General features: G+C 42.3%; 9 protein-coding genes and 1 pseudogene. 4 read left to right on the top strand and 6 right to left on the bottom strand.

What is annotated here, in order from left to right; all coding sequences use genetic code 11:
* Window positions 1-79: 79 nt before the first annotated feature.
* Window positions 80-613, bottom strand: a complete 534-nt coding sequence (locus B9T38_RS08370) for a lecithin retinol acyltransferase family protein (RefSeq protein WP_086196361.1) — start codon at window positions 611-613, stop codon at window positions 80-82.
* Between the two features lie 146 nt (window positions 614-759).
* Here B9T38_RS08370 and B9T38_RS08365 point away from each other — a divergent pair, with 146 nt between their 5' ends.
* Complete coding sequence (locus B9T38_RS08365; RefSeq protein WP_251992219.1) at window positions 760-1,533, top strand: phosphodiester glycosidase family protein; 774 nt, start codon at window positions 760-762, stop codon at window positions 1,531-1,533.
* Window positions 1,534-1,550: 17 nt separating this feature from the next.
* Here the strand turns inward: B9T38_RS08365 and B9T38_RS08360 are convergent, their stop codons facing one another.
* From B9T38_RS08360 to putA, 4 genes are all read right to left on the bottom strand, one after another.
* On the bottom strand, window positions 1,551-2,795 hold the full coding sequence (locus B9T38_RS08360; RefSeq protein ID WP_086196360.1) for an OmpP1/FadL family transporter: 1,245 nt from the start codon (window positions 2,793-2,795) through the stop codon (window positions 1,551-1,553).
* Between the two features lie 284 nt (window positions 2,796-3,079).
* Window positions 3,080-3,310 (bottom strand): hypothetical protein, encoded by a 231-nt coding sequence (locus tag B9T38_RS08355; RefSeq protein ID WP_086196359.1) that lies wholly within the window; start codon window positions 3,308-3,310, stop codon window positions 3,080-3,082.
* A gap of 251 nt (window positions 3,311-3,561) precedes the next feature.
* Complete coding sequence (trmA, locus tag B9T38_RS08350) at window positions 3,562-4,644, bottom strand: tRNA (uridine(54)-C5)-methyltransferase TrmA (protein WP_086196358.1); 1,083 nt, start codon at window positions 4,642-4,644, stop codon at window positions 3,562-3,564.
* A 318-nt stretch (window positions 4,645-4,962) separates the two neighbouring features.
* Window positions 4,963-8,733, bottom strand: a complete 3,771-nt coding sequence (putA, locus tag B9T38_RS08345; RefSeq protein WP_086196357.1) for a trifunctional transcriptional regulator/proline dehydrogenase/L-glutamate gamma-semialdehyde dehydrogenase — start codon at window positions 8,731-8,733, stop codon at window positions 4,963-4,965.
* Between the two features lie 118 nt (window positions 8,734-8,851).
* Between putA and B9T38_RS08340 the strand changes: the two genes are divergently transcribed.
* Window positions 8,852-9,337, top strand: a complete 486-nt coding sequence (locus tag B9T38_RS08340; RefSeq protein ID WP_086196356.1) for an Lrp/AsnC ligand binding domain-containing protein — start codon at window positions 8,852-8,854, stop codon at window positions 9,335-9,337.
* A 64-nt stretch (window positions 9,338-9,401) separates the two neighbouring features.
* Here the strand turns inward: B9T38_RS08340 and putP are convergent.
* Window positions 9,402-10,940: pseudogene (gene putP / locus B9T38_RS08335) on the bottom strand (sodium/proline symporter PutP).
* 461 nt (window positions 10,941-11,401) lie between these two features.
* Here putP and aspA point away from each other — a divergent pair.
* Entirely contained in the window at window positions 11,402-12,850 is a 1,449-nt protein-coding gene (gene aspA / locus B9T38_RS08330) for an aspartate ammonia-lyase (RefSeq protein WP_086196355.1), read from the top strand.
* 140 nt (window positions 12,851-12,990) lie between these two features.
* Window positions 12,991-13,344, top strand: coding sequence for a hypothetical protein (locus tag B9T38_RS08325; RefSeq protein ID WP_086196459.1), 354 nt, complete (start codon window positions 12,991-12,993; stop codon window positions 13,342-13,344).
* The last annotated feature ends 131 nt before the right edge of the window (window positions 13,345-13,475 follow it).

The raw sequence follows: 13,475 nt of genomic DNA, 5'->3' as shown, positions 1-13,475 counted from the left end.
AGCTCACTAAAACATCTCCTGTTCTGGTTGAGGCCACTTGAAATTTTATGGCTGGAATGGAAAAGACAGACTGGTTTGATCACTGCTTGGGATTCTGTTCTTTTAACCATAAATAATGCGGAATCTGTTTTTTTGCCTTATCACGTAACTTTTTCTTGATGTACAACACCAATGCAAAACAGGTGGTGGTGAGGGTCAGTAGCATGCTGTTCATAAAACTCATGAGAGAGCTGACATAACCAATAGTGGTTAAACGGTTCATCATGTGGATGACTTGAGGACTGCTTTCCACACCGGTAATGGCCCAGGTACACAAGTGTTCGCAGTTGTTAATAATCAGATGATACTGGTTTTCGTTCATGCGTGAACGCATACGCCGTACCACTTTGCGGCCACGAAATTTAGGATTGTTATATTGCTGAACCATGATGGTTTTGCCAAAGCTGAATTTTTCCAGTGAGGTAATCTCAATGGGACGTTTCTTAAATAAATGGGCAAAACCTGAATAATGAATAACCCGGCCACGACCTGCATAAATGCCGTGATGAGAATATCCAAAATGTTTAACGATAAGATGCGCCCCTAAAGGAAATCGTATTTTCTGCTGTTGCATGTAGACGTTTAACCAATAAAGTTACAAATATATTTTAGTGACTTAGTTTACTGCTTCTTTATAAAAGAATCGACTATTTCACTGAGTTGACTAGCTTTTATATAGACACTACAGCGCATTAAAAATGTCAGGATTCAGCATACTTCATGAGCCATAGCAGCATGAAGAAAATATTGTTAATAAAATGTGCAGTTATCACCTTAATCGGTTTGAACCACGTCACTTATGCAGAGCTTTATACTCAGCGTTGGCAAAGTGATACCGTAGATGTTGATATTGTAAAAATAGATCAGCCACAAAACTTGCGCCTGTTTTTAAATGATCGCCAGACCCATCAACCGCTAGGTAAATTCAAGGCCGTGGCAAAGCAACTGAAAGCATGTGAGAAGCTGCTTTTTGCCATGAATGCCGGGATGTATCATGCTGACTATTCTGCGGTAGGCTTATATATTGAAGCAGCTCGGCAACAGCAAAAACTCAACACGGTAAAGCAGGCATATGGCAATTTTCATCTGCAACCCAATGGTGTATTGGCCTGGAATCGGCATCATAGCCTGATCGCAAAGACCGAAGATTATCAAAAGCTCAATTTTAATGCCGAATACGCGACGCAATCGGGGCCTATGCTGGTGATTGATGGGCAGATTAATCCCCAATTTTTAAAAGATTCAAATTCCTTGAAGATAAGAAATGCCGTCGGGATTAAAGATCAAAGCTTATATTTTGTGATCAGTCGAAATGCAGTCAGTTTTTATCAATTTGCACAATTTTTTCAACAACAGCTTAAAGTGCAAAATGCCTTGTATCTGGACGGCTCAATCTCTAGTGCCTATATTCCGCAGTTAAAACGTTCAGATTCATTGTTTAATCTGGGACCGATGGTGGCCTATATTGATCAACAGAACTGTTCTGATCAATGAATGAAACTCACCAGACATTAAAACCTGTAGCCAATTTTTAAACCATAGCCTATCGCATAGCTGTTGTTAAATTCACCGACCTGTGAAGCTTCAGATACCCCGGGAAGGGGAAGATAATAAGTGCCATCTTGTGTGGTGGCATCACTAAGCCAATAGTATTTGATACCCCCTGAAATAAAATAGTTGGGTTCAGGATTAAACTGTAATCCCAGGCTGACGCTCTTATAGCCTTTGGTAGGATTTAAAATTGATGCAGGATTCCCCGCGCCTGAATCCCAACCAAGATCAAAAGCAGCGGACCATTTCGTGCTCAGTTGTCTTGCAATGCCTAAGGTCACACTCCATTGGTCTTTTTGATAATTATCCAGATTAAAGCCTGCGCTATAACTGCCATTGCTCAGTGTCGTGGTGGCAAGTGCCGATAATGCGCCGAACTGGGTAGGACGTATCACAAAATCTTTCCAGTTGACCCATCGAATGTTCGAGTACAGTAAAGTTCCGCTCATGATACTGGTCTGGAAATCCAGATTGACCGATTGTGGGGTAGAAATTTTGGTTTTGGCATTGTCTGTTAGGAGTAGAGGTGTGCCCAAAATGTTTTCTTCTACATTGATTTTATGATTTATTTTCGAGTGATAAGTCAAGGCAGCCTTTAATTCAAGTTCGGGAACTTGATAGGCAAAACCGGCTTTCCAGCCGAGTGAAGTATCTTGTTTAAATGTAGCGTTATATCCATTAAATTGGGCATATACCAGCCCACGTAGCGCGACATGACCTTCCACAGTTTGATAGGCAGGACCGGCATACAGGTTAATATTTTTGACAGGTTGATAACCTAAAATAAAACTCAGATTTTGGCTGTCGACATTGACCTGAGTACCTTGCTGGCTAATTGCGGTATCGGAGAAACTGCCATTGTCTTTTAATGGATAGTGTAAATCTGAACCAAATGGCTGATCATAGAGAATGCCAAAAGAGAAATTTGGAACGAATTGCAGTTTCAGCGCGGCACTCTGGTACTGAAAATTCTGGGCAATATTATCGGTTGTATTATCAGCACTGTCAGGATTAACCAGATCTGGACGTGAACCTAAGGTATGCCCGGACACTTCAGGATCGGCAGCAGTAATGGAGGCTTCAAAATAATGCCCGGATTCTAGAAAAGGCAATACGGATTGTCCTGATTGATCCATGGCTGCCGCCAGACTATGGGTTGAGATTAGGCTGCATAATATTGCCAGTCTAGGATAATACCGTTTCATATATTTTCCTTTTTAGGCTTATTTTTATTTTTTGCTCTTGTTGTTTTTTATCTTGTATTCTTGCTTGCTTTTATTCTTACTTGCTTGGCTGTTCTATTGGTTTGTTAAAATTCTTATTCTAGTAGAGCACTTTTACATTGTATGGCATAGCAGATTCTGGATAAATGATGGGAACTGTGTTTCGAAGTATTAAAATTTGGCCATAATGGGCTATATAACAATTTTCGGGGACAAATAAAAAGGCATTTAGTTGACTAAATGCCTTCATATAGAGGGTTTAGACTCTATTGTCGCAGTGGTAGATGCTGTAATTCATTTAACTCTTTTCGGCTATAACCTCTTGAAATTAAGACTTTCTTAATTCCAATGATGACTTTTTCATCTGTTGTTTGAGTTAAAGCCTGGATTAATTGTTCATTTGATTTGCAAGAGCAATCATTTTCAACACAGGAGATTTGATTCTTGTGTTCATTTTGCTGTTGATGAGCAGAAAACAGCTTTTGCCAAAAACTCATAGAGCCTTCATACACAACCTAACATAGATCGAAATATATCCAGTTTTTTGAGGAATACAAGTCTACCAAAGCTATAAAAGAATCAATTGAACCTTTAATTTTCCGATAGTAATTGAACACTTTAACGATATTATGAGATTTACTATTCAGAATTATTTATAAATGATTTATTTTCAATGAAATAAAAATGAAGCTCAATTGAGCTTCATTGATGTAAAGATATTTACAAACTTAACAATGAAATAAATTGTTTAAATCTTTTCCAGTAACACACCCGATTCAACGTGATGGGTATAAGGGAACTGATCAAACAAGGCAAATTTGGTCACTTTATGCGTACGCGATAAAGTCTTTAAATTGTCCTGTAAAGTGTCCGGATTACATGAGATATAAATGATTCGTTCAAAACGCTGTAGCAGTTTTAATGTTTCATCGTCAATGCCTGCACGTGGCGGATCAACAAATACGGTGTCGAAATCATAGCTGGTGATATCGATTTCTGCTTCCTGCAAGCGACGGAATTCACGTTCGCCATTATAGGCCTCGGTAAATTCTTCAGCGGACAGACGTGCAACCTGAATATTATCGATCTGGTTTTGTTCAATATTCCACTGCGCCGCATAGACCGATGATTTGGCCAATTCGGTTGCCAGCACACGATTGAATTTTGTTGATAAAGGCAAGGTAAAGTTACCATTGCCACAGTACAATTCGAGCAAGTCTTTATCAGACTGTTTGGCCGCGTTACAAGCCCATTCCAGCATCTTTTGGCACACTTGAGCATTCGGCTGGGTAAAGCTGCTTTCGATTTGCTTATATTGATAAGTACGATCGAATACTTTTAACTCTTCCACCACATAATCATCTGTCAAAATGACACGTTGACCACGGCTACGACCATAAATTTTAATGTTGAGCTTATCAGACAGTGCTTTTGCTGCAACTTCCCATTCTGCATTGAGTGGGCAACGGTAAACCAGTGAAACCAGCATTTCACCTTTTAATGTTGCTAGAAAATGAACTTCAAATAAACGCTTGGATAGAATTTCTGTCGCTTTCAGTTCTTTTAACAGAACAGGCATTAAATCGTTAATGCTTTTATCTGCAATTGGAAATTCATCAATCCGAATCACCTGTTTTTGATTATCTTCACTGCGTTCGAACATCGCATAAAACATATCGTCGTCAGTATGCCAAATACGGAATTCTGCGCGCATACGGAAGTTTTGTTCAGGCGACTGAAATACTTCTAAAGAAGGGGGATTAAACTCGGCAAATTGAGCAGAAATACGTGCAATCTTGGCATCAAGTTGTAACTGATAAGCTGAAGTCATATGCAGTAAAAATCACAAACACATTGAAAACAGGGATGGTAACAAAGTTTGCATAAGATGACTAAACTTATTCCCTAATCAGCAGTAGAAATATAGTGATTGAACTCAAATCCGAATGCGGTTTTTTTGATATTGAGAATGATCCAGGCTCATTTTAATTAAAAGACAAAAATGAGGATCATTTGAATGGTTGTGAAACCAAAAAGAAACCAAGTCAACCAGACCAGGGAGAAGTTGACTTGGCAAAGAGGAAACGATATTTCGTTATAAGGTTAAACGCTGACGCGCATTATTTACGTTTGGGATGACGTTAAGGTTTTAATTTAAAGTCATCAGACTGGCATTACCTCCTGCAGCTGCGGTATTGATACTGATGGCACGCTCAATCACCAATCGTTCTAATGGAATATCGTGATCCAGCGGTTTTAAATGCGTGATGCCAATAATCGCTCCGGAACGGGCAGCAATTTGAGTTTGCAAGTATTGCAGTTGTGCTTTACTGCCGTGATGCAGTACGGCATCAAAATCACCGCTTTCGATGTTCTGGATTACGGCAAAACGCTGTGTAATTTCTTTGGGCATTTGAGCCAGATACTTGAGCACAAAGGTATTCTCAGTCAGCACTACAGGCTGGCTGCCAACCGCAAAAATTGCCGCCAATTGCTGAATCTGATCCTGTTCCTGCTCTGCCAAAGACAGCACCCGTTTTCTTGCTAATACTACATATTGATTGCTTTCACCGGTCGGACCTCGCAATTCATAATGATGGCCAGCACAGAATGCAGGGCACGGTTGCAATTGATATTGAGGGAAGGTTTTTTCTGCCCATTGATAAAACACTTCATATAAAGGCTGATGCGCTGGCTGTGTAACCTGTGCCAGAGTTGCAAATGGTCGAGCCAGTTTTTTAGCAGAGCAGTGCTGCATTAAACGATACAGGTAAATCGGGCCACCTGCTTTAGGACCTGTACCGGACAAGCCTTCACCACCAAAAGGCTGAACACCGACCACCGCACCGACAATATTACGGTTGATATACAAATTGCCGACTTCTGCATGTGTAATCACGGTCTGAATGGTCTCATCAATACGGGTATGCAGTCCCATGGTCAGGCCATAACCTTTGGCATTGATCTGCTCAAGCAGCTGTTCTAATTGACCATATTTGTAGCGGATGATATGTAAAACCGGACCAAATACTTCACGCTGCAAATCGTCCAGATTCGGCAGTTCAATCAGGGTTGGCGGAATAAAAGTCCCTTGTGCTAGGGTTTGATCCTGTTCAGGATTTAACATCAGCTGATGCACGGAATGACCTTTACTGCACATCTGATCAATATGTTTCTGAATATTGCTTTGTGCTTCAAGGTCAATTACCGGGCCGATATCGGTTTTTAATAGTGCGGGATTACCAACACGCAGTTGTTGCATGGCACCTTTTAGCATATGGATAACACTATCGGCATTGTCTTCTTGCACGCAGAGCACACGCAGGGCGGAACAGCGCTGACCGGCACTGTCATAAGCCGAGCTCACCACATCCAGAATCACCTGTTCGGTCAATGCCGACGAGTCAACAATCATGGCATTTTGCCCACCTGTTTCCGCAATCAGTGGAATAGGATGACCTAATGGACTCAGTCTTTGCGCTAGGGTTTTTTGTAAAATTTTGGCAACCTCGGTTGACCCGGTAAACATGATGCCTTGGATACGGTCATCAGAACTTAACTGTGCACCGACTGTTTCACCTTGCCCCGGCAGTAGCTGTAACACGTCCTGAGGGATACCTGCTTCCCATAAAATGTGAATCGCTTGTGCGGCAATCAGTGGGGTTTGTTCGGCAGGTTTGGCAATCACGGTATTGCCCGCCACCAATGCCGCTGAAATTTGTCCAGTAAAAATCGCCAAAGGGAAATTCCACGGACTGATACATAATACCGTACCTAAGGGTTGAATCACGGTATCTCGATCCAGATCGATCATTTGCGCTGCGTAATAACGCAGGAAGTCGACTGCTTCGCGAACTTCGGCAATGGCATTGGCATAGGTTTTACCACTTTCACGGCATAACAGAATCATCAGTTCCTGCATGCGTGATTGCATGATATCTGCTGCACGCTGTAGGTAAGCGGCACGTGTGTCTTTAGCGGTATTGCTCCATTCAGCTTGTGCATTCACGGCATGATCTAGGGCTTGATTGACCTGATCAGCGCTTGCTTCCTGTACATGACCCACGATATCTAGATGATCGGCAGGATTGACAATAAGAAGTGACTGCGAACTTGCATCATTTGAGTCATTTTCAAGACCGAGGTTTTTACCCAAAACCTGCGCTTGCCATTGCTGCTGACTCAGGTTGTGTGCAGTCTGGTTGAGGTCGGTCAGGTCATGATCATTGGCTAAATCCAGACCCGCTGAGTTTGGACGGATATCACCGTACAAATCAGGTGCTAGGGGAATAGCCGGGTGCTTCTGACCCACCTGTGATTCTTTGGCTGCATTTTTCAAAATCTCTGCATGCGGATTTTCAATCAGATCTTCAATTTTTAGGCTTTTATCTGCAATGCGGTTGACGAAAGAGGTATTGGCGCCATTTTCCAGTAAACGTCTTACCAGATAAGCCAGTAAGGTTTCATGATTCCCTACAGGGGCATAGATACGGCACGGCACCCCCAGTTTGTTATCTGTTTTATTGCCCACCACCTGTTCATACAGTGGTTCACCCATGCCATGCAGGCACTGGAATTCATATTGGCCACTGTAGTATTGGTTCGGATCGGCCAAATGATAAATGGTTGCAAGAGTCTGGGCATTATGTGTCGCGAACTGCGGGTAAATCTGCTCTGGCGCAGCCAACAGTTTTTTCGCACAGGCAATATAAGACAGGTCGGTATGCACTTTACGGGTAAACACCGGGTAGTCCGTCATGCCTTCAATTTGGGCCTTCTTGATTTCACTGTCCCAGTAAGCGCCTTTAACCAAACGGATCATCAGGCGTTTTTGACTGCGTGTGGCTAAGTCCACCACATAGTCCACCACGTAGAAGCAGCGTTTCTGATAGGCCTGAATCACAAAACCAATGCCTTTCCAGTCGGCAAGGCCCGGCTCAAAACATAAACGCTCTAATAGTTCTAAAGAAATTTCCAGACGTTCGGATTCTTCGGCATCAATGTTCAGGCCAATATTGTAGCGTTTTGCCAGTTCTGCCAATTGCAGTACTTTTGGATACAGCTCCTCATGTACGCGATGTATTTGTGCACGCTGATAACGTGGATGCAGGGCGGAAAGCTTGATGGAAATACCCGGGCCGTCATAGACATCTTTGTCTTTGGAGGCCTGACCAATGGCATGGATGGCATTGCTATAATCCTGGAAATAGCGTTCAGCATCATGTTCGGTCAGCGCGGCTTCACCGAGCATGTCATAAGAATAACGGAAACCTTTATCTTCTAGCGGTTCTGCATGTTCTAGCGCTTCCTGAATGGTTTCACCCGTAACAAACTGCTCGCCCATCATCCGCATGGCGACATCCACAGCTTTACGGATAATCCCGCGACCACTACGGGCTAAAAGCCCTGTGAGCACGCTGGATAAAGTCTTTTGTTTTGGGGTTTCCATCAGTTTTCCGGTCAGCATGAGCCCCCAGGCAGCCGCATTGACAAACATCAGGCTGCTTTGCCCTACATGTTCTTTCCAGTTGCCCTGATTGATTTTGTCGCGAATCAGCAAGTCCCGTGTCGCGCTGTCCGGAATTCGCAGCAAGGCTTCAGCCAGACACATCAGGGCAATACCTTCCTGAGAGGAAAGTGAAAACTCTTGCAATAATCCCTGTACGATCCCGGCTTTACCGTTCGAGCTTTTACGTTCCCGTAAGCTATGAGCAAGATCGAATGCCAGATCATAAATACGCTGGTTCAGCTGTTCAGAAATCTGGCTATGTTCCAGTAAATGCTCAACACAGTCAGGTTCAGCACGGCGCCAGGCAGTATTTACCTCAACTTCATAATCATTTTTTTCTTTGAATTCGGTAATATATCCAAAGTGAGGTTTTGTCTGGTCAAAGCGGGTTTCAGTGTCCATTATATTCATGCCAACATCCTGTGACTGCCAAATTTTTGTTGAGTAAAATGCTTTATATAATTTATGATTACAGAAAGAATGCCGAATAACTCACTATAATTTTGGTTCATTTTAGAGAATAATTCTGATGTACAGCCCGATTTTTACCCTGGACCGAACAGATATCAAAATTTTAGATATTCTGCAAAATGATGGCCGGATTTCGAATATAAAACTGGCCGAAGCAGTAAATTTATCCCCGACCGCGGCTTTGGCAAGGGTACAGAAACTGACCAAAGATGGGTTTATTCTGGGCTATGAAGCCAAGCTGAATCCTGACATGCTTAATGCCAGTTTCGTGGTGTTTGTCGAGATTTTACTGGATAAAACTACCCCCAATGTTTTGGAGGAATTTTCTGATGCGATCATGCAATATCCTGAAATTGTGGAATGTCACATGATCAGTGGCGGATTTGATTTTGTTGTGAAAATCCGCTGTGCCAATATGGAAGAATTCCGGAAAATTTCAGGGCAGGTCCTGTGGCGTCTTCCCGGAATTAAAGAGACACGAAGTTATCCGGTGATGGAAGTGATTAAGGAAAGTTCTAAAATTTATCTGAAAAATAAAGGATAAAAATAAAACAAGGGGCTTAATGCCCCTTGAAGTTTATCTGGTGAAAGAAAATATCCTCAAAGCTTTATCCTGCATTCTTAGATTGGGCGGGTAGCCCCTTTTGCAGTTCTGCCATTTCTTTCTTGTACAATTCGTCTGCCTGCTCGAAACGCTGAAGTACTTCTTGCGAAGGAGCTTTTTCTAATAAGCTGACCACGACAATGCTCACAAATGACAGAATAAAACCGGGAATAATTTCATATAAACCGGTACTGGCCATGGTGTTTTTCCATAAAATAACGGTTACCGCACCGACAATAATCCCCATGATTGCACCGTTTAAGGTCATGCGTTTCCAGAACAAGGACAGGATAATCAGCGGGCCAAATGCAGCACCGAAACCGGCCCAGGCATAGGCAACCAGACCTAGAACCTTACTGTTTGGATTACTTGCCAGAATAATGGCAAGCACTGCAATCGCCAGTACCATCAAGCGTCCAACCCAAACCAGTTCTTTTTGCGAAGCATTTTTGCGTAAAAACGCTTTATACAAATCTTCCGTCAGGGTACTGGAGCAGACCAAAAGCTGACAGCTCAGGGTACTCATTACCGCAGCTAAAATTGCGGCCAAAATCACGCCTGCAATCCAGGGATTAAACAGGATTTTGGTCAGTTCCATAAAAATGGTTTCAGGATTTTGGGAAACCACGCCGGCAAGTTCTGCATGCTGCTGGAAGTAAGCAATGCCAATGAAACCGGCACCGACTGCACCCCCTAAACATAGAATCATCCAGCTCATGCCAATACGACGTGCCGCCGGAATGGTCTTGACCGAATCTGCTGCCATAAAACGCACCAGAATATGTGGCTGTCCAAAATAGCCTAAGCCCCATGCCATAGATGATAGAATGGCGATTGTACTTAATCCTGAAAGCATATTGGTGGCATGCGGACGAGCTGTTTCAATCACTGTGGCCAACTGCTGGCTATGATCACCGATGGCCATATAAGCCATAATCGGTGTAAGCAGCAGCGCGAAAATCATCAGTCCTGCCTGAAAGGTATCGGTCCAGCTAATTGCTAGGAAACCACCAATGCATACATAGCTGATGGTGGCGATTGCACTGATCCAGAGCGCTGTCGTGTAAGACATGCCAAAAATACTTTCGAATAATCGTGCACCTGCCACCATGCCTGATGCACATTAAATGGAGAAAAATACCAGAATTACCAGAGCCGAGATCATCCGTAGCACACGTTTGCGGTCACCAAAACGACTGGTGAAATAGTCCGGCAGGGTTAAAGCATTGTTCTGCACTTCGGTATGGACACGTAAGCGACCGGCGACTAACAGCCAGTTCAGCCATGCGCCAATAATCAGGCCAATCGCAATCCAGGCTTCCGACAAACCTGAAAGATAGATCGCACCGGGTAAACCCATGAGCAACCAGCCACTCATATCGGAAGCTCCTGCAGAAAGGGCGGTGACCACACTGCCCAGACTGCGTCCCCCCAGAATGTAATCTGAAAAGTCGGAGGTGGATTTATAGGCATACAGTCCTATACCAACCATGGCAATAATATAAAAAATAAATGTGATGAGGGTGGGGTTAAGTTGACTCATGGGCGCATCCTTATGTCCTTATGAATAACATCTTTCCAAGATGATTTTTTGTGCAGGTTCACTCAGGCGCTGATTCAACCATAAAATTGAAATTACCTTCTGTAACATTTCTAAGGGATTTAATCACGTGTTATGTAGCGGAATGTATTTTTAGATACAATTGATAAAAATTTAATAAAATAAATAACTTATAATTGTGTAACTTAATGTCATTCATCTTGTTCGAATAATTATCTACTGTGAATTAGAAATAACGCTCAAAAATTTTTGCGCTTAATTTTTTAGTGATGAAAATTGGAAGTGCTAATATAGTTACAAATGCTTACATTCGCTACAGAGTCCATGTATTTGGTTAAAGAGCATTGCCAAATAAATATCTTTTTACAATATTTAAAATAGCGTAAAGCCTTAATATTTTTTCAATTGCACAATTCTAGTGCATACATGTGAGTATATTTAAAGTGACAACAGTTCAACCCGACAATACAAGAATAGAGCGTGATTTATTGGGAGCAAAAGAAGTTCCCGCCGAGTGTTATTATGGCATTCATACAGTAAGGGCTCTGGAGAATTTCCAGATTTCTAATCAGAAGGTGGGAAGTCAGCTTCACTTTATCCGTGCTTTGGCACAAGTCAAAAAAGCCTCTGCCCAAGCCAATTTAGAATTTGGCAAAATTTCAGAACAGGTCAGCCAAGCTATACAATTTGCCTGTAATGCCTTAATCGAATCGCCTGAACAATGGAGTGAAGCTTTTCCTTTAGATATTTATCAGGGGGGTGCAGGAACTTCCATTAATATGAACACCAATGAAGTGTTGGCCAATATTGCCTTGGAGCATTTGGGTTTTCATAAGGGGCAATATGAACACATTCATCCGAATGATCATGTGAATAAATCGCAATCCACCAATGATGTCTATCCTACAGCCTTACGTTTAGCGACTTATTATAGTCTGGACAATTTGTTGCTTCAGATTCAAAAAATAGTTGATAGCTTATATATCAAGGCGACAGAGTTTCAATTTGTGGTAAAAATGGGACGTACCCAGCTGCAAGATGCGGTTCCGATGACTTTGGGACAAGAGTTCCGTGCATTTGCTACCTTATTAAAGGAAGATATACGTCTGATTCAACGTACCCGTGAGCTTTTACTGGAAGTGAATCTGGGAGCCACAGCTATTGGAACAGGAGTGAATACACCCCAAGGTTATGCCCATGCAGCGATTCAATCCTTAAACAAAATTACCGGCTTGAATCTGGTGGGTGCAGAAGACTATGTCGAAGCTACCAGCGATTGCGGGGTATTTATTATTTTATCCAGTACCCTGAAACGTCTGGCGGTGAAACTTTCAAAAATCTGTAACGATTTGCGCCTATTAAGTTCGGGGCCTCGTGCAGGTTTGGGGGAAATTCGTTTACCCGAATTACAGGCGGGTTCATCCATTATGCCGGCCAAAATCAATCCGGTGATTCCTGAAGTGGTGAACCAGATTGCCTTTAAGGTCATTGGCAACGATTTAACCGTGACTCTGGCAGCAGAAGCCGGGCAATTACAACTCAATGTCATGGAACCGGTGATTGCTGTTGCAATTAATGAGTCGATTGAACTTCTCACCCAGGCGGTGGTCAGTCTTGACCGTAAATGTATTCAAGGTATTCAGGCCAATGAGCAGGTCTGTTATGACGCTGTAATGCGCAGTGTCGGCATTGTCACTTTGCTGGATCCGATTTTAGGACATGCCAAATGTGATGAAATTGGGAAACAGTGCATTGCTGAAAATAAAACTATTCAGCAGGTGGTTTTGGAAAGGGAATTACTGACTCAAGCACAGCTGGATGAAATTTTTGCTTTTAGTAATCTGGTTTCAGAAGTAAGCTTACAGCATGAACCTTTGGCACAGGTTGGCTAATTGCTGGCTACAAAAATTTAATCATGATCTGAATAAAAAAGATCGCAATTTAAACAGCGATCTTTTTTATGAAAAAATAGGGATGAAGATAATGCAGCTCAGGGTTAAAATAGCTGGGATTTTTTCTATATGTCATGCTCATGCTGAATAAACTTGCCGGACTATTTACAGGTTCAAAGCCATCGCCTGAACAGTTGTATCTTCAGGAAAACAATATCCAGTTTGATCCGGAACAAGGCTATATTGTGGACGGAATCGTGGTCAATCAGCTGTCTGAACGTTTGGCTTATTTTTCCAATCGCAAATTGAACAACTTTGATGATTTAAAAACCCTATATTTTACTGCCATTCTGATTAATGAAAAAATTGATCTGGAAATTGCCAGTCAGCGTTTTGTTGCACGTTTGGGTAATACTGAAGAAAACCTGTTACAGTTCAAGCAGATCATTCAGAAACTGAATGATTACTATCGTAATTTCCTGCGCGAAAAATAATTGGACAAAGACTTATGTGCTCGGCATCTAAAAGGATTTAGATGCGATCATTTGCTGTATATAAAAATAACTCAACCAAGAAAAAACCCATGTTAATATACGGTCCATGTCATTTAGACCAAAAGCTATAT

The sequence above is a fragment of the Acinetobacter sp. ANC 4218 genome (assembly GCF_002135245.1).
Lineage (GTDB): Bacteria > Pseudomonadota > Gammaproteobacteria > Pseudomonadales > Moraxellaceae > Acinetobacter.
This window is presented reverse-complemented; position numbering and strand designations above follow the sequence as displayed.

Bases quoted from the DNA above. Each gene is read 5' to 3' on its own strand.
- B9T38_RS08325 (WP_086196459.1), top strand. From the start codon at position 12,991: ATGCTGAATAAACTTGCCGGACTATTTACAGGTTCAAAGCCATCGCCT.
- putA (WP_086196357.1), bottom strand. From the start codon at position 8,733: ATGAATATAATGGACACTGAAACCCGCTTTGACCAGACAAAACCTCAC.
- B9T38_RS08340 (WP_086196356.1), top strand. From the start codon at position 8,852: ATGTACAGCCCGATTTTTACCCTGGACCGAACAGATATCAAAATTTTA.
- B9T38_RS08370 (WP_086196361.1), bottom strand. From the start codon at position 613: ATGCAACAGCAGAAAATACGATTTCCTTTAGGGGCGCATCTTATCGTT.
- B9T38_RS08365 (WP_251992219.1), top strand. From the start codon at position 760: ATGAGCCATAGCAGCATGAAGAAAATATTGTTAATAAAATGTGCAGTT.
- B9T38_RS08355 (WP_086196359.1), bottom strand. From the start codon at position 3,310: ATGAGTTTTTGGCAAAAGCTGTTTTCTGCTCATCAACAGCAAAATGAA.
- trmA (WP_086196358.1), bottom strand. From the start codon at position 4,644: ATGACTTCAGCTTATCAGTTACAACTTGATGCCAAGATTGCACGTATT.
- B9T38_RS08360 (WP_086196360.1), bottom strand. From the start codon at position 2,795: ATGAAACGGTATTATCCTAGACTGGCAATATTATGCAGCCTAATCTCA.